This is a genomic window from Corynebacterium sp. H113 (genome assembly GCF_037572315.1).
Classification (GTDB): Bacteria; Actinomycetota; Actinomycetes; order Mycobacteriales; family Mycobacteriaceae; genus Corynebacterium.
The window spans coordinates 98,709-118,893 of the sequence record NZ_JBBHKZ010000005.1; the positions used below are offsets into that span (position 1 = coordinate 98,709).

Consider the following 20,185-nt stretch of genomic DNA (forward strand, 5'->3'; position numbering starts at 1 on the left):
TCCACCTTAGTGGGCGTACGCCCAGAAAGTTGGATATAAAACTTCGCCAGTAGCGAGCGCGCAAGCCTCAACGTGGGCGCGATAGTCCGGACGGCTGCCCGCCGGAGTGAATAGAGCTAGTCGATCGCCCTCTCGCATGAAAGCAAGTGGCGATACCCGTTCGGCGGAGCGTTTCCATCTCTGTGCTGCCCATGCGTAACCACGTCGAAGGTCGACGTTGTGAGGAAAAACCAAAAGTGAATCTACCGTTGCTGGAAAGTACACCGGAGTGTCACCAAAAAGCCGGCACAAGTGCCCATCCAGCTCTAACAGCGCAGCCGTTGCAGCAAGCCAACCAGTGACGTGGTGCACGGGGCTACCCAGTTCCAATCCATGCACAAGGTCGCGGCGAGCGGGGCAATGGCCTATGGCCTTACGCACCACATCCTGCTGGCGAGCCGTACATAGCCGAGTAGCTTGTACTCCCGTTGCAGCTGCCGCGGGGCGTGCGACTACATGCAGTTGCCCCGTTGAGGTATGACGGTCGATCAATTCCTGCCCAGCTGTTTCCATTGAAAACCCCGGTCCAGTGACCACACCTATCAGCCCGGCCCCCACGTCGCGCCAATCTATATCTGATGGCGCATCACGTAACCACTCTGCCGGACGCAATTCCGGTACTGGTCGAAGCATTGCTAAGTCCCCCCACGTTCAGTCAATGCAATTTTGATGAAGCAGTTCTACTGCAGCCCTAGTGCAGCAGGAGGCTCTACCAACAGCCTCCCTTACCTACACTGACGCTCCAGGAATGGCATTGGTTCCCGAGGTTTTCGCAGAGGGGCACGAGAGCACGCATATTCGCGTGATGAGGTGTTTTAGAACGGTGGTTCGTCGTCAAGAGGGAAGCCGGCTGCAGCATTGTCATCGAATGAGCCTTGTGCATACGCGCCGCTTCCGAAGACTTGAGCGTGGGATTCGCGCGCCTCGGCTTCATCCAGCCCAAGTGCAGCGAAGAGCTGCTCTTTTGTCCAGATTTCGATATCCTGTCCCTGCTCCTGCAGCTCTCGGGCACGCCTTTCTTTTGATGTCACCGAATCCCACGGTCCGGCCACAAGAATGGTGGTTTTCTTGGTGACTCCCTTATTAATGTCCGCTCCCGCATCAGCGATCTTTTCCCACAACTGGCCTTTGTCGAACGGGTCGAAGTCTCCAGTCAGCGTCACTCGCTGGCCGAAAAGCAATCCCTGGGGATCAGCATGTGGATTCGGCTTGGGGATAGTTGTCGGTGTCTTCGCCGCATCCCACTTTGCGTGCCGACGAGCCCCTTGATTCCAATTCCCGCCACGACCAGCAACTCCAGAAGTGGTGCCTGATTTATACCTGACCTGGCGCAGCTTGCCTCCACTAATCTCGCCGAGACTCAGACTCAGAGTTTCAGACAACTCTTGGACGCTGGTGGAGTCCTGCTTGTGCATCAGCCATGTGGCGATATGAGCACAGGCAATGGCATCCGCCGTGGCATCGTGGTGTTCGGTCAAGTCGTAACCAGCAGCGGCAGCTAAGGTCGGCAGCTTCAAATTCCGCAATCCAAGCTCTGCTTGCCGAGCCCACCTATACGTGCAGCCGAACTTAACTTCAGGGGCTTCGATGCCCGCAGCCTGGCAGCCTTCATACATCGCAGTGAAATCGAACTTCGCGTTATGCGCGACGATGGGCATGGTTCCAACGACTTCGGTGAACTCCTGCACTCGTTGGGTAAACGAAGGTTGGTCTGCAACATCTGCTGGCTGGATGCCATGCACTGCGATGTTGTCCTCCGAAAACTCTTCCAATCCTGCAGGAGGTCGACACAACCACGAGTACGTGCTGTCGATTACACCGTTCTTTACGACGGCCAGACCCATTTGGATCACGGAGCCGAACGCAGCGTTTGCAGTCTCGACATCGAACGCAACGAAATCCTCCAAGCTACGATCGTCTGAACCTGATGTGTCTTCCTTTTGCTCAGACATGAACGGAAGCGCACCAGATTCTGCAATCTGCGTGAATTCTGGTGTGGGAGCAACTGCAGACATTGGGGCAGGGGTATCGATGATGACGTCAACGCCGTGGGTGTCTGTGTCTACGAGGGCTTGTGCTTCAGCCGCAAAGTCACCAGCTTTTGCCGCCGTCACGAGCACAACAAGTCGGTTGGCGGTGTCCACTGCAGCTGGTGTCACGCGAATCGCTGGAGCGTGAGGTCCAAACTTCACGAATCCTGGTAAAAGCGCTGTTGGAGCAGTGAAAATGAAGGATGGAGCTTCCACCGCGACGTCGTCAAGCGGAACGCGGACGGGGCCATTATCGGAGCTGTGAATACGAGCCCGTCGATCAACGGTCACGAATGATTCGGAAACGTGCACGATGAAACCGGAAAGCTGGAAGGCGACCATCATGGAAACCAGGGTAGCGGTCGGTGCGGATTGGCTGATCGACACGCCCTTTTGGGGGAGTAAGCGGAAGTGGAAAACCACATTCGACACGCGATTGGCGTCCGTATGATTTTTGATCGGACATTACCTATAATTCAGTCGCCTGCTAAAGATGATGGGAACAGAAATATATTTCGCTGAGCGGACAATGTTCTGTGACCGGAAGCTCGTGCAGGGGCGCGAGGAGCACGTAAAAATGTGACACGCGTCTCATGTTTTGGCCCCCTGAGACAGTTTGTTGGGTAATAATACCTGTGGGAAGCAACATGAATTCGTGCATAACCTGCATCGAAAACATGCAAAACCCACGTAAACCTGTTGTGTTTTCTACCGACTGCCCCTAGGACATCAAGGAAATAAGGAGCATCCGCTTGACCAGTGCTATTCCTGTACACCCTGGTTCCATCCTCAATGACGAGTTTCTGACGCCACGTAAGGTGTCCATCTACCGCCTCGCAGTAGGCATTGGAGTGCCAAGCTCAACGCTCGAGCGTTTCCGTAACGGTGACACCGCTGTCACCGAAGATCTTGCGCAGCGCCTGGCCGACTATTTTGACACCGACCCTGAGTACTGGATGAATTACCAGCGCGACTTCAATAGCAGCGCGGCCTAATCCCTGTTGTCGATTCGTAGGACAATGTAAAGAGTCGGCACCAACAAGAAAGCCCAACAACCATCGTGGTTGTTGGGCTTTTCTCATGCCTTCGCGCAGTGCGCTTCTGGTTAGTGCTTTTCGATCAAGATAATGACTGATCGGGCTGGCACTCGAAGCTCGCCTTCAGGCTCGACAATGCGCTCCTTGGCTGGGCGTCCTGTTATTTCAGACGTATCCACAATGATTTCCCACTTGGATGCGTATTCGGTACCTGGAATCTGGAACTGAATATCTTCGTGGTGGGCGTTAAAACACATCAGGAAAGAATCGTCCTTGATGCGCAGGCCACGCAGGTCCGGCTCCGTGATAGCCTCGCCGTTCAGCCAGACCATTAGTGACTTACCGAAGTCGAAGCCCCAGTCTTCCTGAGTCATCACGCGGCCCTTGTACGTTAGCCACGTGATATCGCGATCGTCTGTCTCTGCGCCAAGAGGTCCGCCACGCAAGAAGCGACGACGACGGAACACTGGATGATCGGCGCGCATCTCGATGAGGAAGCGAGTGAAGTCCACCAACTCAGAGTTCGTACGGGTCTGATTCCAGTCGATCCATGCCAGAGGATTGTCCTGGCAATAGACGTTGTTATTACCCTTCTGGCTGCGTCCCATCTCGTCGCCGTGGCTCAACATTGGCGTTCCTTGCGAAAGTAGCAGCGTCGTCAAGAAATTGCGGCGCTGACGTGCGCGGAGTTGCAGAATGCGCTCGTCGTCGGTAGAGCCTTCGACACCACAGTTCCACGAGCGATTGTGTGATTCGCCATCGCGGTTGTCTTCACCATTCGCTGAGTTGTGCTTCTCGTTGTAGCTGACCAAGTCGTTCAGCGTAAAGCCATCGTGAGCGGTAACGAAGTTGATCGATGCGGTCGGGCGTCGATCATTGTTGGCGTACAAGTCGGAGGAACCGGTGATTCGAGATGCGAACTCGCCCAGGGTTGATGGTTCGCCACGCCAGAAGTCGCGGATGGTGTCGCGGTACTTACCGTTCCACTCGGTCCACTGAGGTGGGAAGTTGCCGACCTGGTAGCCACCTTCGCCGACATCCCACGGCTCGGCAATGAGCTTGACCTGGCTGACAATTGGGTCCTGCTGAACCAAGTCGAAGAATGCAGCCAATCGGTCGACGTCGTGGAACTCGCGGGCAAGGGTGGAGGCGAGGTCGAAGCGGAAGCCGTCGACATGCATCTCGGAGACCCAGTAGCGCAGCGAGTCCATGATGAGCTGCAGCGAGTGTGGGTGGCGTACGTTCAGGGAATTACCGGTGCCGGTGTAGTCCATGTAGTGCTGCTTATCGCCATCGACAAGACGGTAGTATGCCGCGTTGTCAATGCCACGGAAGCAGATGGTTGGACCCATGTGATTGCCCTCGGCGGTGTGGTTGTACACCACGTCGAGGATTACTTCGATGCCGGCATCGTGGAATGCGCGAACCATTCCCTTGAACTCGCTGACGGCACCACCAGGTTTGGATGAAGCTGCGTAATCCTGGTGCGGAGCCAGGAAGCCGAATGTGTTGTAGCCCCAGTAGTTACGCAAACCCAGGTCGCGAAGGCGATCGTCCTGGAGGAACTGATGTACTGGCATCAGCTCAATGGCAGTAACGCCCAAGTCTTTCAGGTAATTGATGATGGCCGGGTGGGCCAAACCTGCGTACGTGCCACGCAACGTCTCCGGAATATCCGGGTGCTGCATGGTCATGCCCTTGACATGCGCCTCGTAGATAACTGTTTCGTTGTACGGAGTGCGCGGGGAGCGATCTGCAGCCCAGTCGAAGAAGGGGTTAATGACGACCGACGTCATCGTATGCCCAAGGCTGTCTTCCTCGTTGCGCTTCGACGGGTCATTCAAGTCGTAGCTGAAAAGCGAAGAGTGGCCATCGAACTCGCCGTCAAATGCCTTGGCATATGGGTCGACCAGGAGCTTGTTTGGGTCGCAACGGTGACCGTGCGCCGGATCGTAGGGGCCATGCACTCGGTACGCGTAGCGCTGTCCCGGCACGATTCCCGGCAGGTAGCAGTGCCAGATGTGAGCATCTACTTCTTCGAGCGGGATGCGGGTTTCCGTGCCTTCTTTGTCAATAAGGCAAAGTTCAACCTTCTCTGCAATGTCCGAAAACAGAGCGAAATTCGTGCCCGCACCGTCGTATGTCGAGCCCAAAGGATACGGTTCTCCTGGCCAGACTTGGTATCCGCCGACAGTATTAGCTTGATTCATGGTGAATACCTTAGTGCTAAGGCGCGAGAATAGGTGGAATTAAACAATCAGACACTCATCAAATTATGTCGAATTGGCGCGCCTACCTCAGTTGAAATGCATTCACTGCCGGTCGTTTTCGCGTGTCGACGTCGTCGTCGATCAGCTTTTCGACATGCCGGTGGATTCCCGTCGTGAATGTTGGCGACCAGTTATTGCCCGCAGGTACGTCGAATTAACCCGAACTGTGGGGGAGCCAATCGTGTCAAACGGTGTTTCTTCAACGCTCGCATGCTGTGTTTCGTGGTTGTCGACGCGCGAAACTTACTGAACCGGTTTAGATTCGTAATTATGAGTCAGCGAACCATTGGAGTAACCGAAGTCGCCTTGCGTGATGCTCATCAGAGCTTAATGGCAACGCGCATGGCAATGGAAGACATGGTCGATGTCTGCGAAGACATGGACAAAGCAGGCTTCTGGAGTGTCGAGTGCTGGGGCGGAGCAACGTTCGACTCCTGCATTCGATTCCTGAATGAGGATCCATGGGAGCGTCTACGCACCTTCCGTGAACTCATGCCAAATAGCCGCCTGCAAATGCTGCTGCGTGGACAGAACCTCTTGGGCTACCGCCACTACGAGGACATGGTCGTCGATAAGTTCGTGGAGAAGTCCGCGGAAAATGGCATGGACGTGTTCCGTGTATTCGATGCGTTGAACGACCCTCGCAACCTCGAGCATGCGATGACCGCAGTGAAGAACGTGGGCAAGCATGCACAAGGCACGATCTGCTATACGACGTCGCCATTGCACGACATCGACGGATACATCAAGCTTGCAGGTCGTTTGCTTGACATGGGCGCGGATTCCATCGCGCTGAAGGATATGGCTGCGTTGCTGAAGCCACAGCCTGCATACGACATCGTCCGTGGTATCAAGGAAACCTACGGCGAAGACACGCAGATCAATGTGCACTGCCACTCGACCACGGGTGTCACCTTGGTCACGTTGATGAAGGCTATCGAAGCTGGAGCGGATGTCGTCGATACCGCGATCTCGTCGCTCTCCTTGGGGCCTGGCCACAATCCAACAGAGTCTCTCGTTGAGATGCTCGAAGGAACCGGCTATGACACCGGCTTGGACATGAACAACCTCATCAACATTCGTGACCACTTCCGCACCGTACGCCCGAAGTACGCAGAGTTTGAGTCCAAGACGTTGGTCAACACCGACATCTTCATGTCTCAGATTCCTGGTGGCATGTTGTCGAACATGGAGAACCAGCTCAAGGCGCAGGGCGCTGGCGACCGCGTGGAAGAAGTAATGCGCGAGGTTCCAATCGTCCGCAAGGATGCGGGCTACCCGCCACTGGTCACACCGAGCTCACAGATCGTCGGCACGCAGGCTGTGTTCAACGTCCTGATGGGGCGCTACAAGGTCATGACTGCCGAGTTCGCTGACTTGATGTTGGGTTACTACGGCGAATGCCCTGGCGAACGAAATCCAGAGCTGATTAAGCAAGCCGCGGAGCAGACCAAGAAGGAAGCCATTACGTGTCGCCCAGCAGACTTGCTTAATCCTGAGTGGGATGACTTGGTTTCCCAGGCAGCTGCACTCCCGGGTTACAACGGCACCGACGAGGACGTCCTGACCAACGCACTGTTCCCATCTGTCGCGCCGGGCTTCTTCGAGTCGCGTGCTGAAGGGCCAAAGAATGTTGGTAAGACGGCCGAGCAGATGAAGCGCGAACAGGATCAGGCGACCGGCGCAGCGAACGCTATCCGCGAGCCAATCAAGTACAAGGTCACCGTGGGTGGCCGCTCGCAAACCGTCCAGGTCGAACCGGCCTAAGCAACGGCAGAACTACAACACGTAAAAGATTGTGAAGAGCTGATTTATATGTCTAACGAATCCTCTAACAACGCTCCTGCAGCTGTTGCTGACGCCTCTATGGACGAACGCCTCGAAGTGCTCTACGAGCAGCGCGCACGCGTCGCAGCTGGTGGTGGCGAAGCTCGTCAGGAAAAGCAGCGCGAGCGTGGCAAGATGACCGCCCGCGAACGCCTGGAAGCGCTCTTGGATGAAGGTACGTTCCACGAAACCGGAATGTTCATCACCCACCGCACGACTGACTTCGGCATGGACAAGGCTGATGCCCCGGCTGATGGCGTCGTCACGGGTACCGGCGCAGTGCTTGGTCGCCCTTTGCATATCGCATCGCAGGACTTCACCGTGATGGGTGGCTCTGCCGGCGAAGCACAGTCCAAGAAGGTTGCGGCCATGATGAAGGCATCCGCAGATACGGGCACCCCATTCGTGTTCATCAACGATTCCGGCGGAGCTCGAATTCAGGAAGGCATCGACTCACTGTCCGGCTACGGCCAGGTGTTCTACAACAACGTGCTGCTATCCGGCTTGGTTCCGCAGATTTCCATTATCTCCGGCCCGTGCGCTGGTGGTGCTGCGTACTCGCCAGCATTGACTGACTTCATCATTCAGACGCGCAAGGCACAGATGTTCATCACTGGCCCAGGCGTGATCAAGGCTGTCACCGGCGAAGATGTCACCGCAGATCAGCTCGGTGGAGCTGATGCGCACATGGCGAAGGCCGGCAACATTGACTTCGTTGCTGACGACGATGAGCAGGCAATTCTCATCGCCCAGAAACTACTGAGCTTCCTGCCACAGAACAACACTGAGGAAGCGCCAGTCGTGGACCCGGTATTGGATGTGACCCCGGACAATTCGCTGCGCGATGTCGTGCCAGTAGACGGCAAGAAGGGCTACGACGTCCGCGACGTCATTACTCGCGTCGTGGACAATGCAGACTTCCTCGAGTCTCAGGCAGGTTTCGCACAGAACCTGGTCGTCGGTTTCGGACGTATCGCCGGTCGTACGGTGGGCATCGTTGCAAACCAGCCAGCAGTCATGTCTGGTGTTCTCGACATCAATGCTTCCGACAAGGGCGCTAAGTTCATTCGTTTCTGTAACGCGTTCAATATCCCGCTGGTTACTTTTGTGGATGTCCCGGGCTTCATGCCAGGCGTCGCGCAGGAACATGGCGGCATCATTCGCCACGGCGCAAAGATGCTGTACGCATACTCCGCTGCAACAGTGCAGAAGATCACTATCGTGCTGCGTAAGGCATACGGTGGCGCCTACCTCGCAATGTGCTCGAAGGACATGGGCGCCGACCGTGTCTTTGCATGGCCAACCGCTGAGATCGCAGTGATGGGTGCCGAAGGTGCTGTCAACGTTGTCTTCCGCAAGGACATCGCAGCAGCTGGTTCGGAAGAAGAGCAGGCGAAGGTTCGTAATGAACGCATTGCCGAATACAAGTCTCGATTCTCGACGCCGTACGTAGCCGCCTCCCGCGGACTTGTCGACGATGTCATTGATCCAGCAGAGACGCGTATGCAGATCGCAGATGCTCTAGAAGTGCTGGCCAACAAGCGCGTTGTACGCCCAGGCAAGAAGCATGGATTGGGGCCGATGTAAGCCATGACCACCGAAAACATGACCGGCGCTGGAGCCGGCGATGTTGCCGAACTCCGCGAACTCGTCGCCGAGATGGGGCGTCGCTTGGATGCGACGTCGCAAAGCTTGAGCACTGCGACCGCGCGACTGAAGAAGGCGGAAGCCGAGCTGGTCGAGCTACGAAAGCGCGTCGACGCCGACATTCCGGAAGAAGCAGTCATCGCTATTTCGGCGGCGGTATCGGCGTACTTGGGTAACCGCGGCACCGTGAAGGCAATCCGCTACAACCGTCACCGCACCTGGGCTATGCAGGGGCGTCAAGTTCAGCAGCTCCGACTGCGCTAGCAAACACCGTGTGAATCGAGGACAACCATGAAGTTGAAAGTCACCGTCAACGGCATTGCCTATGACGTCGAAGTTGAAGTTGAAGAAGAACAGAAGCGCCTGTCGACCATCGTGATGGGAGGCGGTGCAACCGTCACCAACACCTCCGAACCAGCTACTGCGAAGCTGTCGGGTGTGTCGTCGAACTCGGTCGTCGCGCCACTCGCTGGCTCCGTCAGTCGCATTCTGGTGGAGGAAGGGCAGCAGATTACCTCCGGCGAGGTTCTGCTCATCCTGGAAGCGATGAAGATGGAAACCGAGATCACTGCACCTCACGACGGCACCGTCGGCAGCATCAACGTTGAGGTCGGCGAATCGGTGCAGGGTGGACAGCCACTCGTATCGGTAGAGTAACCGAAAAACGGCCACGGGCCCTGGTCGGTAAAGAGCATTGCTTGTTGCGTCACATTTGCGGTGATGAAGAACGGTTGAGTTTCATAACGGCATAAGTAATAACTTAGAATTTTTACTATGAATGCCGTTCTTCTCGCCGTTTTGGTGATGCTGATCCTCGCAGTGAGCAGGGTCCACGTCGTTATTTCACTCTTTGTTGGTGCCCTTGTGGGTGGCCTTGCCGGTGGGCTTGGCATCGATGGCACCATGGTTGCGTTCCAGGACGGCCTGTCCGGTGGCGCAAAAATCGCGCTGAGCTACGCCTTGCTCGGCGCTTTTGCTATGGCAGTGGCTAGTTCCGGACTTCCACGTCTGCTGGCAGAGTGGATCATTTCGAAACTGGGCACTGAAAGTGAGACAGCGAAGAGTGCCACGATTGCTCTCACCAAGTTTGGCATGATTGCCGGCATTTTGGCGATGGCCATCATGTCGCAAAACCTGATCCCGGTTCACATCGCGTTCATTCCGCTGATCATCCCTCCACTGTTGAAGATCATGAACCGACTACGCCTTGACCGCCGACTGGTAGCAAGCGTGTTGACGTTCGGTTTGGTCACCACCTACATGTGGATTCCACTGGGCTTCGGCAACATCTTCTTGAACGAAATTCTGCTGGGCAATATTGAAAAGGCCGGCATGAATACGAATGGCATCAACGTCTTCACGACCATGGCAATTCCTGCAATGGGTATGATCGCCGGTCTATTGATCGCAGTATTCTTCTCCTACCGTAAGCCTCGTGACTACGAAGATCTGCCTATTGTTGGCGCAAAAGACACTGAAGACGAGCCAATTTCTCGATACCGGGTCATCGTTGCAGTGATTGCGATTATTGCAACCTTCGCAGTTCAGGTCGTCATGCAGTCTATGGACTTCGAAGCTGATTCGCTTCTCGTCGGTGCTCTGGTAGGCCTGGCGATCTTTATGGTTACGGGTGCCGTGAAGTGGCGTGAAGCGGACGATGTATTCACCGCAGGTATGAAGATGATGGCACTCATCGGCTTCATCATGATCACGGCACAGGGCTTCGCCGCAGTGATGAGCGAAACTGGCGAAGTAGAAAATCTCGTCACCGCCTCTGCGGACATGTTCGCTGGCAACACGGGCGCTGCTGCAGCAGCGATGCTGGTCGTCGGCCTCATCGTCACGATGGGTATTGGCTCTTCGTTCTCAACGTTGCCTATCATCGCCACCATCTACGTTCCACTGTGTACAACGATGGGCTTTTCACCGGCGGCCACTGTTGCCATTATCGGTGCTGCAGGTGCGCTTGGTGACGCCGGTTCGCCAGCATCTGACTCGACTCTGGGACCAACGGCTGGTTTGAACGCAGACGGCCAGCATGACCACATTCGCGACTCAGTGATTCCAACCTTCATCCACTACAACCTGCCGTTGCTGGTATCCGGTTGGATTGCAGCCATGGTCCTCTAACCGCGAGGCACAATCGGGTTCTGACCGCGCCTCGTTCATTGTGGTGCGTCAGATCCGTGTGGCAGTGTTGAGCTAACAATCACGTCAAGGAGGTTCGTCGATAGTGGACATTGATGACCTGGATTTCGAGTTTCCAGAGGGGTCTTTTCGTAAGCTGCTCGGATTCTTCATGATCTGCATCGGCATCCTCGCATTTGTTGTAGCTGCAGCTGCACTCACGGCGTCAAATGTGCAAGGGGCGATTGCTCTCGGCTTCATCGGAGCTGGTTTAGGTCTCGGGGGCTGGCTTGTTGCCAGTGCCCGATGGTGGACTGGCGCGGCAGTGTTCCTCGGCTGTGTTGTCGCCGGCATAGTGCTTTCGCCTTTGACTTCCGCATAAGAACTAAGCCGGGATGGCATCACCGTCCTGGCTTTTCTCATGCAACCACTACTTAACCTGCTGCTTCAATGCCTGCAAGGATGATCTCGCAGCCTAAGCTGATGCGCCGCAAACCCTGCTGCCGGATCTCGTCCACGCTTAACGACGGGTCGTCCTTCGCCAGCTCTGCCATTCGCTCAGTAGTTTGCTCGTCCAGGGTCGTACCAATTGTGAAGTGCACCAATGTCGATGCCAAATCGGTAGCTGAAAAGTTGCTTGGAGCGTCGTCGAGAAGCGGTGCTAGCAGTGACAGCGGTGAAAGCTGCGCAGTGCCCGTGGCCATGGCTGCGGCGACGATCTCAGCACCATCGCGATGATGGGTCAAGCATTCGTGGAATGCAGTGATGAACTTGCTGACATTGTCGCGCCACCCTCCGGTGAATTCGCGAGTGGTGAGCGGAGTGAGGGTGCGGTCAGCAACTGCGCCCAAGAGTGCTTGCTTCGATGGGTAGTGCCAGTACATGGCGCCTGCTGCGACATCGAGATGGCGAGCTAGTCGGCGAATGGTGAGGTCTTGGAGACCGTATTCGTCGAGGATTTCAAGCGCGGCATCCAAGATGATTTCTTTGGTCAGTTGCACAGTGGTCAACCGTAGCTGAAAAAACCGAGATGGTGATGAAAACACCGGGGGATGGCCAAATCACCACCCGGGTTGAACAGTGTTCTAGTATTGCAGTTAAACTAACTCGAGCACTGTTCAATTCTGTTTGACTCTGTTGTGCTTGACCCCCTTTTCCGAGAACTGGAGACATCAATGGCAGCCACCCCTGAAGCAGCAACCCTGGATCGCGACATCATCGAGATCGCCCGCGAGAAGGTCTTGGGTCGTGGTGAAGGTCTGAACTATGAAGAGACCGTTGCTGCTCTGAACATTGATGAAGATCGCATCGAAGAGCTCCTGCAGCTAGCCCATGAAGTTCGTCTGAAGTGGTGTGGTGAAGAAATTGAGGTCGAAGGCATCATTTCGCTGAAGACTGGTGGCTGCCCAGAGGATTGCCACTTCTGCTCCCAGTCCGGTCTGTTCGAGTCCCCAGTTCGTGCGGCGCGCCTCGACATTCCTTCTCTCGTGGAAGCAGCGAAGCAAACCCAGAAGACGGGCGCTACCGAGTTCTGCATTGTTGCAGCAGTAAAGAGTCCAGACGACGCACTGATTAGCCAGATGGAAAACGCAGTAAAGGCTATCCAGGCGGAAGTTGACATCAACGTCGCTGCGTCGCTTGGCATCTTGTCTCAGGAGCAGGTCGACCGCTTGGCTGCTGCAGGCATTCACCGCTACAACCACAACTTGGAAACCGCAAAGTCCTACTTCCCGCAGGTTGTTACTACCCACACGTGGGAGGAACGTGCGGAAACCCTCCGAATGGTTGGCGAAGCAGGCATGGAAGTATGTTGTGGCGGCATTTTGGGTATGGGCGAAACCGTTGAACAGCGTGCAGAGTTCGCTCAGGATTTGCAGAAGCTCAACCCAACTGAGGTGCCAATGAACTTCCTTGACCCTCGTCCGGGCACCCCATTCGAAAACCGTGAGCCACTGCCAGCAAAGGATGCATTGCGCGCAATTGGTGCGTTCCGACTGGCGTTGCCAAAGACCATTCTGCGCTTCGCTGGTGGACGTGAGTTGACCTTGGGCGACCTGGGTGCTGAGCAGGGTCTGCTCGGTGGCATTAACGCAGTTATCGTCGGCAACTACCTGACCACCCTGGGACGCCCAGCTGAGCAGGATCTGGATATGTTGGGCAAGATTCGCCTGCCAATCAAGGCTCTGAACGCCACCGTCTAAGAGCTGTTCAAACAAAGACCAAACGTAGAACTGTCAACCGGCAAGGTGCGCACATGATGAAGACAGCGAACACGGATCTCCTGCAGGCAATCGTCGTGCAAGACGAACCCATTTATGATCCATTCACCGGGGCGCATCTCGCCGCAGGGGAGTTCAAGCAGCGGAGCCATAGCGCTCGTGCAGGCCTCGAAGCTCCTCGTTACTGCCAGCTGTGCGGGCGTCGCATGGTGGTACAGGTGCGCCCCGACGGGTGGACGGCCAAGTGTTCTCGCCATGGCGAGGTCGATTCAGAAATGCTTGAGCGTCGCTGACCGTATTTAGTCACGCTCATTAGTAACACAATTGGGCAACACTGTTCGGCCATGTCGAGACTCTAGTAGATTCTTGGCATGGCCAATTCTCTTCCTACTGCTGCCCTCGGTGGGCCGTCGTCGCACAGCGGTAATACGGACGACGCCAGTTCGCCGGAAACTATGTCAGCTGCAGAAATCAAGAAGCTGAAGAAGTCACTTGTGAAAGATTTTTCTAGCGTCGTGCTGCAGGCCATCATCTTGTCTGCCGGTGCCGGCATTGTCTGGGGTGTTTTGCGACCAACACAGGAAGTCGTGGGAGCAGGCAATGGACAATTGATGATTCCCCAAGAATCCCTCGATGCCAGTTTTGCCACCGTCCTCACCTATGTTGCCGTGATTGCGGTCGCGGGCTTGATTCTCGGAGCAGTGACGTACCGTCGCCTTCCGCAGCGGCGCGGGCTCGTTATGCAGAACTGGGTTGGCCTCTCGGGGCTCGTAGGCGCGGGCGCATTTACTCTCGCCGGTCAGTTCGTGGGATCGTTTCGCACCACGGACGTTGCGCACCTCAAAGTGTGGGAGACAGCGACGATAATCCCTGAATTCTCCACGTATATTGCCGGTTTAGTACTGCCGCTCGTGGCGATGATTGTGTATTGGCTTGGGCTCGTGGTGCTTGACGACGACTCGTCGGAAAGCGAACAGATTGTCTCACAAACGTAGTTTCGTGGCTCCAAGTGCAGAATTGCGCTGCCATCGGACTAAGATTGTGGCCAGCTACCCCCTGATGTCACGGTTGGGTGCGTCTTTGATGCCCGCGAGGGCTGCAGGCCGACTGTGACACCCTTGAAAACTTGTAAGGAAGAGTCACGTGACCAGCCAGCAAGCTACTACGTTGCAGCCAATCGAGTCTGAATTGGCAAAGAAGGTTGTCGACAACGGCACTAACTACGAAGGTGTCGAAGCCACCCCTGAATGGGCTGCTGAAGTAAAGCGACTGGCGAAGGAACGCAACGCCGTCATCTTGGCCCACAACTACGAGTTGCCCGAGATCCAGGATATCGCCGACTACACAGGCGATTCGCTGGGGTTGTCCCGTATCGCAGCAGAGACGGAAGCGGACGTGATTGTGTTCTGCGGTGTGCACTTCATGGCCGAGACCGCGAAGATCCTGAGCCCGGACAAGACGGTGCTTATTCCAGATGAGCGTGCAGGCTGCTCGTTGGCTGACTCCATCACCGCAGATGAACTGCGAGAGTGGAAGGCGGAGCATCCGGACGCATTGGTTGTCAGCTACGTCAACACGACGGCCGACGTTAAGGCTGAAACCGATGTCTGCTGTACGTCGTCGAATGCTGTCGATGTTGTTGCGTCGCTGCCTGCAGATAAGGAAATCCTGTTTAACCCTGACCAGTTCCTCGGCGCACACGTCAAGCGGGAAACTGGCCGCGAGAACATGCATATTTGGGCGGGCGAGTGCCACGTGCACGCGAACATCAACGGTGACGAGTTGGCGCGTCGTGCAGCTGAAGACCCAGAAGCTGACTTGTTCATTCACCCAGAATGCGGTTGCGCTAACTCTGCTATCTACCTGGCAGGCGAAGGCACGATTGCTCCAGAGCGTGTGCACATGCTTTCAACTGGCGCAATGTTGACGGAGGCCAAGAAGGTTGAAGACGCGCACAAGCCAGGCGCCAAAGTTCTGGTGGCTACCGAAGTGGGCATGTTGCACCAGCTGAAGAAGGCCGCGCCAGGTGTTGAATTCGAGCCAGTGAACGATCGCGCATCCTGCAAGTACATGAAGCTGATTACGCCAGCGGCGCTGCTGCGTTGTTTGGCCGAAGGAGTCGACGAAGTTGATGTTGATGCCGACATCGCTGAGCGTGCTCGCAAGTCGGTCGAACGCATGATTGCTATCGGCAATCCTGGTGGCGGTGAATGATCCCGTCACCCTCCGGCTACGACTGGGATCTGTCCTGCGACCTGCTCATTATCGGTGCGGGCGTGGCAGGGTTGTCAGCTGCCCGTCGTGGTCGCGAACTAGGTCTTGATGTCCTGCTCGTTGACAAAGGGGAGTGGCGTACTGGCGCTCGCTCACACCTACGCTTCGACACGGCAGCCACGAATCTGGCACAAGGCGGCCTAGCGGTTGTCGGCCTTGCCGACGACCCGACGGGCCACCTCGCCAACGGCATCGATGATTCCGTCGAATCGCATGTCGCCGATACCCTCGACGCCGGTGCCGGTCACTGCGATGAAGATGCAGTACGCAGCATCATTGGCGGAGCTGGCGAAGCAGTGGAGTGGTTGATCGGCCTCGGCGCTGAATTTGATCCTGATCCGACGCATCCAGAAGTGCTGTCGCGAACTCGCGAAGGTGGGCATAGCGCTCGGCGCATCATTCACGCTGGCGGTGATGCAACTGGAGCCGAGATCCAACGCGCTCTGGAAGCGTCTGTGTCAGGAATTCGAGTTCTGCAGAATGCCGCCGCCGAGGATATCGTCGTTGACGATTCTCGCCGGGCGACAGGCGCGCTCATTCGAGATCCCCGTGGTTTGGGTTGTGTGACATCGACTGCCACACTCATTGCGACCGGCGGAGTAGGTCATCTCTACCGCTCTACGACGGCGCCAGAAGGCGCTTTCGGCGACGGCCTGTGCCTGGCCCTGGACGCCGGCGCAACTCTAGCCGACATGGAGTTCATTCAGTTTCACCCAACTGTTCTTTTTGACCGCGATCGCCGTGGACGTCGCCCACTCATCTCTGAAGCTGTTCGAGGTGAAGGAGCACGACTTGTCGATTCCCGAGGAAAGAGCGTCACCGATGGTGTCGATCCACGCGGGGACTTGGCACCACGCGACATCGTCTCGCGTGCCGTCGCTACACGCATGAGCGAACTCGGCGACGACTGCGTTTACCTCGACGCACGTCATATTCCAGACGTATGTGAACGCTTTCCGACGGTCACCGCAGGGGTTGCCACAGCCGGATTGAATCCGGCGACTGACTTGTTACCAGTCGCGCCAGCGGTGCATTACACCTGTGGTGGCATTGATGTGGATGTGCATGGTCGGACCTGTGTGCCACAGCTGTACGCAGGGGGAGAGTGTTCGCGAACTGGTCTGCATGGCGCTAATCGCCTGGCATCGAATTCGTTGCTTGAGGGCTTAGTCGTCGGCAAGCGAGTCGCAGAAGATGCAGCATGGGTGATAGAAGTACAAGGCGCCGACAAGAACCCCGCCGCGTTGCCATGGCCAGCGGAAGCGTGCGTGAAGCGTGCGGGGCGACCTGCACGCAGCGCAACGGGGCGACGGCGCCCACGGTTAAGCGCCCGGAATCTGGATAAATTGCAACAGGCCATGACACGTGGTGCTGGGGTAACGCGCAATGCCGAGTCCCTAGCGTCCGTTGCGGCGGTGCTGGCGACGTTGCCTGCTGCTCCTCAAGTCGTGGTTGCGAAGGCGATTGTCGCCGCTGCGGCGCAACGTCCGTATACGCTCGGATGTCATACCTGGTTGGAATAAAGAAGAAAGCAAGACAAACATGAGTGGAACTTTCGGCAGCAATGTTGGGCCGGATGCTGGTCAGCTGGACGAGCACATTACCCGTGGACTAATTCGCACGGCTCTGCAGGAAGACCTGCGTTACGGCCCGGATGTGACATCATTGGCGACGGTTCCGGCTTCGCAACGCGCGACAGGGCGTGTGGTGTCCCGTGTAGAAGGCATCATTGCTGGCGCGGCTGCAATTCAGTGGACCCTGGAAGAAGTCATTGCAGACGATTTCTCCGTCGAAATTCTGGTCTCAGATGGCGAGCGCGTTCACCCAGGAACCGTCGTTGCTGAGATTGAGGCGCCAACCCGAGGATTGTTGACCGCTGAGCGCACGCTGTTGAATATCGTGACGCATGCATCGGGCATCGCGACGCAGACCCGAGACTGGGTTGACGAGATTGCTGGTACTGGCACTCGCGTTCGAGACTCCCGCAAGACATTGCCAGGTATGCGCAATTTGCAGAAGTACGCCGTGTGCTGTGGAGGTGGCGTAAACCACCGCTTCGGACTTGGCGACGAGGCATTGATCAAGGACAACCACGTCGCAGCTGTTGGCGACGTGCGGGAAACCCTGGAACGAGTGCGTCGTGCGTACCCTGAATTGAAGTGCGAAATTGAGGTGGATACGCTCGAGCAGCTTGATGAGATCTTGCCACTGAAGCCGGAACTGGTCATGCTCGACAACTTCGAAGTGTGGCAAACCCAGATTGCAGTGCAGCGTCGTGCACAGGTCTCCCCAGCAACGCAGCTTGAATCGTCTGGTGGATTGACCATTGATGTGGCTCGGGAATACGCAACATGTGGAGTGGACTTCATGGCCATCGGTGGCCTGACCCACTCCGTCCATGTGCTGGACTTGGGCTTGGATTTCTAGCTAGAGTCGCGACGCGATGTCGGCGGCAATCTCGTCGAGCGCTTCGCCAAAGCGATCGCGTGCCTGCTGTGCAGTTGTGTGGTCGCGCGTCGTGAGGGTACGTGCACGGTGTAGCGCATCTTCAGCGCGTGGCACATCGTCAACAGCGAGTTGGCACTGTGCAACTTGTGCGAGCAGCGGAACTGCTTGTAGATAGAGTTCTTCCGACTCGAAAAGCCCCGCAGCGAGCTCCAAATGATCGACGGCACGGCCAGGATGCTGACGACGAACTTCCGCTTGCCCCGTCAAGGTATGCCACTGTGCCCAGCGCAAATCCCTGGGTGGTGTTCCCTCCGGAGACTCTTGGCCATCGGCTTCGAGATTGTCCAGGAAATCTAGCCAGTCTGCAGCTTTATCCATGAGTCGCGGTGCGGAGCCACGGATGGGGCGCCCCAACGAGTCCGTTTGTGGCGCATCAGCGGCGTCGCCGAGCTGCGCAAAACCACTCATTAGCACATCGGCAGCACCCCACAGGCGCTGCTGCTCGGCGAGGGCCTGGGCATCGGCGAACAGCTGTTGCGGATTCAAGTTCTTAGAAGACGCATCCATAACCGACAAGACTACCCGGGACTACATGTTCAAAATCTCTTGCAGTGCGTCAAGCACAGGATGCCCTGACCACGTTGGTTCCGGTAGTAATTTCTCAATGCGCGCTGCATAACGACGAGCGTCGTCCGGTTGTCCTCTATCGACACAACAGCGCACACCAGTCAGCAAGGCGCGCGCTGCCTCCTCGCCGTCGCCGGCTTCGAGGTACCCCGCAGCAGCGGTATCGACATGGCCGAGCGCCAAGTCTTCGTTGCCGGCCATCCAGTACACAAAGGCGAGGTCATCGTGCCAGTCCGCAATAGACCAGCCATCTGAAATCAAGTCTCTAGCCCTTATCATCAGATCCTCTGCTTGATTGAGATCCACCGAAGCCACAGATCGTGCTGCTTGGCGAAGCGCACGTGAGGCACGGTTATCGTCGCCAAGTGAGCGAGCGTTATCAGCGAGCTGCTCGAAAAGGCTGACCGCATGCTCAATATCGCCACTGCGTCCAGCAGCTGAGGCTGCGATGGTGAATGCGGCATCGGTACGTTCTTCGTCGGACGTAAACGTTGACCAATGTGCCACCGGTTCTGCGTATCGAAGTGCGCCGTCATCGTCGCCGGCGTCGAAAAGAGAACGGGCATAAATCAGTTGAATATCCATCGACAGTGGATTGATGGGCATGCCGGCTGCCCGTCGCAAAGCTTCGGCGGACACTGATTGGGCATCGTCGTACTGGCCGTTAGAGTTGAGCAACGCCGCGAGTAGTCGTGCAGAACGAAGCGTGCCGACGGTTAAGTCGTGGTGCAGCCCCACTGTGACCACGGGGCGCAGCTGCCGAATGGCCTCGGATTCCTCCTCGGCTTCCAGCGACAAGAAGGCCAGCATCTGACGAGCTTCAATTGTGCTGGTGACGGGTTCCGACTTCGGAGAAGCCGCGACTTCTGCGCAAATGTGAGCTGCCTTGCGGAGCTCGCCTCGACCATGCGCAAGCTGGGCATCAAGCAGTCGACGGTCATCGTCGCCAGCTCGTTTCGGTGCGTAGGTGCGCGCCCAATTCGCGAGTGCCTCGGCGATATCGGGGCGACGGGCTAGTGATGCAGAAGCACCGGCTACGGCGGCAGACAGCGCGTATTGATAGGCAAGTGGCGAGCCATCTTCCAACTCGAGATCTAAGATGTCTCGGGCCAAGCTGGTTAGCTGTGGCACATCGTGGTCTGTTGGACGGGCACCGGAGAAGAGATCTCCCGGATGGCTGTCAACGAATTTCTCGGCTTCGGCAAACGCACCGAATGAACGAGCATGGAAAGCCGCAGCTGGGCGGTTGGTGCGAATCGCCCAATCGAGCCATTGAGTGCGGGCTTCTTCGGCTTCGTCGACAAGCTCGAGCTGATCGGCAACCGCATGCCGGAGCGCGAAGAATTCTCCACGCTTGTCCTCAGCGAGATCTTTGGACGCGCTATCGTCGAGCCAAAAGGTCCGCGCGAAGGTAGAAACAGCGCGCCAACTGGACACATGATCAAGCGAGCGGGCAGCTTCACGTGAAAAATCAAGCAACGCTTCTAGCTCGACCGGTACCTCTGGTGGCTCAGTTTCTGCATAGCGAGGAGGAATCGGATCAGCATCGTCCGATCCTTCGTTTTGCGCCGAAGCAAACTGATCTTCCGGCTCTGTCATCCACCACGTCATCTCACCATTGTGGGGCGAATGTGGCGTAA

General features: G+C 56.7%; 19 protein-coding genes. 13 read left to right on the forward strand and 6 right to left on the reverse strand.

The window, feature by feature from the left end:
• Positions 1-6: 6 nt before the first annotated feature.
• Both WG938_RS10280 and WG938_RS10285 read right to left on the reverse strand, forming a co-directional pair.
• A complete protein-coding gene (locus WG938_RS10280) occupies positions 7-672 on the reverse strand; it encodes a hypothetical protein (protein WP_339980172.1) in 666 nt (221 codons plus the stop codon).
• Positions 673-854: 182 nt separating this feature from the next.
• Positions 855-2,414, reverse strand: coding sequence for an exonuclease domain-containing protein (locus WG938_RS10285; RefSeq protein WP_339980174.1), 1,560 nt, complete (start codon positions 2,412-2,414; stop codon positions 855-857).
• Positions 2,415-2,821: 407 nt separating this feature from the next.
• On the opposite strand from WG938_RS10285, the gene WG938_RS10290 reads away from it, so the two are divergent.
• Positions 2,822-3,064 (forward strand): HigA family addiction module antitoxin, encoded by a 243-nt coding sequence (locus tag WG938_RS10290; RefSeq protein WP_339980175.1) that lies wholly within the window; start codon positions 2,822-2,824, stop codon positions 3,062-3,064.
• Between the two features lie 110 nt (positions 3,065-3,174).
• Here the strand turns inward: WG938_RS10290 and glgX are convergent, their stop codons facing one another.
• Positions 3,175-5,316 carry a glycogen debranching protein GlgX gene (gene glgX / locus WG938_RS10295; RefSeq protein ID WP_339980176.1) on the reverse strand — a complete coding sequence of 714 codons (2,142 nt, stop codon included), beginning with the start codon at positions 5,314-5,316 and terminating at the stop codon, positions 3,175-3,177.
• Between the two features lie 330 nt (positions 5,317-5,646).
• Between glgX and WG938_RS10300 the strand changes: the two genes are divergently transcribed.
• The 6 genes from WG938_RS10300 to WG938_RS10325 all read left to right on the forward strand — a co-directional run bounded on the left by WG938_RS10300 (position 5,647) and on the right by WG938_RS10325 (position 11,359).
• Complete coding sequence (locus WG938_RS10300) at positions 5,647-7,143, forward strand: methylmalonyl-CoA carboxytransferase subunit 5S (RefSeq protein ID WP_339980177.1); 1,497 nt, start codon at positions 5,647-5,649, stop codon at positions 7,141-7,143.
• A 48-nt stretch (positions 7,144-7,191) separates the two neighbouring features.
• A complete protein-coding gene (locus WG938_RS10305; RefSeq protein ID WP_339980178.1) occupies positions 7,192-8,790 on the forward strand; it encodes an acyl-CoA carboxylase subunit beta in 1,599 nt (532 codons plus the stop codon).
• Between the two features lie 72 nt (positions 8,791-8,862).
• On the forward strand, positions 8,863-9,114 hold the full coding sequence (locus tag WG938_RS10310) for a hypothetical protein (protein WP_339980292.1): 252 nt from the start codon (positions 8,863-8,865) through the stop codon (positions 9,112-9,114).
• Positions 9,115-9,141: 27 nt separating this feature from the next.
• Positions 9,142-9,507, forward strand: coding sequence for a biotin/lipoyl-containing protein (locus WG938_RS10315; protein ID WP_339980179.1), 366 nt, complete (start codon positions 9,142-9,144; stop codon positions 9,505-9,507).
• Between the two features lie 117 nt (positions 9,508-9,624).
• Entirely contained in the window at positions 9,625-10,980 is a 1,356-nt protein-coding gene (locus WG938_RS10320; RefSeq protein ID WP_339980180.1) for a Na+/H+ antiporter family protein, read from the forward strand.
• Positions 10,981-11,083: 103 nt separating this feature from the next.
• The gene (locus WG938_RS10325; RefSeq protein WP_339980181.1) at positions 11,084-11,359 is read left to right on the forward strand and encodes a hypothetical protein; all 276 of its coding nucleotides are present in this window, start codon (positions 11,084-11,086) and stop codon (positions 11,357-11,359) included.
• A gap of 52 nt (positions 11,360-11,411) precedes the next feature.
• Here WG938_RS10325 and WG938_RS10330 read toward each other — a convergent pair whose 3' ends face one another.
• Positions 11,412-11,978: a TetR family transcriptional regulator gene (locus tag WG938_RS10330; RefSeq protein WP_339980183.1), complete on the reverse strand. Its 567-nt coding sequence runs from the start codon at positions 11,976-11,978 to the stop codon at positions 11,412-11,414.
• A 174-nt stretch (positions 11,979-12,152) separates the two neighbouring features.
• Between WG938_RS10330 and bioB the strand changes: the two genes are divergently transcribed.
• From bioB to nadC, 6 genes are all read left to right on the forward strand, one after another.
• Positions 12,153-13,178 (forward strand): biotin synthase BioB, encoded by a 1,026-nt coding sequence (bioB, locus tag WG938_RS10335; protein ID WP_339980185.1) that lies wholly within the window; start codon positions 12,153-12,155, stop codon positions 13,176-13,178.
• Positions 13,179-13,234: 56 nt separating this feature from the next.
• On the forward strand, positions 13,235-13,489 hold the full coding sequence (gene bsaP / locus WG938_RS10340; RefSeq protein ID WP_339980293.1) for a biotin synthase auxiliary protein BsaP: 255 nt from the start codon (positions 13,235-13,237) through the stop codon (positions 13,487-13,489).
• A gap of 78 nt (positions 13,490-13,567) precedes the next feature.
• A complete protein-coding gene (locus WG938_RS10345) occupies positions 13,568-14,191 on the forward strand; it encodes a hypothetical protein (RefSeq protein WP_339980186.1) in 624 nt (207 codons plus the stop codon).
• Between the two features lie 193 nt (positions 14,192-14,384).
• A complete protein-coding gene (nadA, locus tag WG938_RS10350; protein ID WP_339980294.1) occupies positions 14,385-15,410 on the forward strand; it encodes a quinolinate synthase NadA in 1,026 nt (341 codons plus the stop codon).
• Entirely contained in the window at positions 15,407-16,993 is a 1,587-nt protein-coding gene (locus WG938_RS10355; RefSeq protein ID WP_339980187.1) for an L-aspartate oxidase, read from the forward strand. The genes nadA and WG938_RS10355 overlap by 4 nt, the downstream gene beginning before the upstream one ends.
• A 19-nt stretch (positions 16,994-17,012) precedes the next feature.
• Positions 17,013-17,897, forward strand: coding sequence for a carboxylating nicotinate-nucleotide diphosphorylase (gene nadC / locus WG938_RS10360; protein ID WP_339980188.1), 885 nt, complete (start codon positions 17,013-17,015; stop codon positions 17,895-17,897).
• On the opposite strand, the gene WG938_RS10365 is transcribed toward nadC, so the two are convergent.
• Complete coding sequence (locus WG938_RS10365; protein ID WP_339980189.1) at positions 17,898-18,485, reverse strand: hypothetical protein; 588 nt, start codon at positions 18,483-18,485, stop codon at positions 17,898-17,900.
• 21 nt (positions 18,486-18,506) lie between these two features.
• Positions 18,507-20,156, reverse strand: coding sequence for a hypothetical protein (locus WG938_RS10370; RefSeq protein ID WP_339980190.1), 1,650 nt, complete (start codon positions 20,154-20,156; stop codon positions 18,507-18,509).
• Positions 20,157-20,185 lie beyond the last annotated feature (29 nt).

What these genes read in the sequence shown, in the direction of transcription:
- WG938_RS10365 (WP_339980189.1), bottom strand. Translation starts at nt 18,485, where the DNA reads ATGGATGCGTCTTCTAAGAACTTGAATCCGCAACAGCTGTTCGCCGAT.
- WG938_RS10370 (WP_339980190.1), bottom strand. Translation starts at nt 20,156, where the DNA reads ATGACGTGGTGGATGACAGAGCCGGAAGATCAGTTTGCTTCGGCGCAA.
- WG938_RS10320 (WP_339980180.1), top strand. Translation starts at nt 9,625, where the DNA reads ATGAATGCCGTTCTTCTCGCCGTTTTGGTGATGCTGATCCTCGCAGTG.
- WG938_RS10305 (WP_339980178.1), top strand. Translation starts at nt 7,192, where the DNA reads ATGTCTAACGAATCCTCTAACAACGCTCCTGCAGCTGTTGCTGACGCC.
- bioB (WP_339980185.1), top strand. Translation starts at nt 12,153, where the DNA reads ATGGCAGCCACCCCTGAAGCAGCAACCCTGGATCGCGACATCATCGAG.
- WG938_RS10280 (WP_339980172.1), bottom strand. Translation starts at nt 672, where the DNA reads ATGCTTCGACCAGTACCGGAATTGCGTCCGGCAGAGTGGTTACGTGAT.
- WG938_RS10300 (WP_339980177.1), top strand. Translation starts at nt 5,647, where the DNA reads ATGAGTCAGCGAACCATTGGAGTAACCGAAGTCGCCTTGCGTGATGCT.
- WG938_RS10315 (WP_339980179.1), top strand. Translation starts at nt 9,142, where the DNA reads ATGAAGTTGAAAGTCACCGTCAACGGCATTGCCTATGACGTCGAAGTT.
- WG938_RS10285 (WP_339980174.1), bottom strand. Translation starts at nt 2,414, where the DNA reads ATGATGGTCGCCTTCCAGCTTTCCGGTTTCATCGTGCACGTTTCCGAA.
- WG938_RS10355 (WP_339980187.1), top strand. Translation starts at nt 15,407, where the DNA reads ATGATCCCGTCACCCTCCGGCTACGACTGGGATCTGTCCTGCGACCTG.
- WG938_RS10345 (WP_339980186.1), top strand. Translation starts at nt 13,568, where the DNA reads ATGGCCAATTCTCTTCCTACTGCTGCCCTCGGTGGGCCGTCGTCGCAC.
- glgX (WP_339980176.1), bottom strand. Translation starts at nt 5,316, where the DNA reads ATGAATCAAGCTAATACTGTCGGCGGATACCAAGTCTGGCCAGGAGAA.
- WG938_RS10310 (WP_339980292.1), top strand. Translation starts at nt 8,863, where the DNA reads ATGGGGCGTCGCTTGGATGCGACGTCGCAAAGCTTGAGCACTGCGACC.
- bsaP (WP_339980293.1), top strand. Translation starts at nt 13,235, where the DNA reads ATGAAGACAGCGAACACGGATCTCCTGCAGGCAATCGTCGTGCAAGAC.
- nadC (WP_339980188.1), top strand. Translation starts at nt 17,013, where the DNA reads ATGAGTGGAACTTTCGGCAGCAATGTTGGGCCGGATGCTGGTCAGCTG.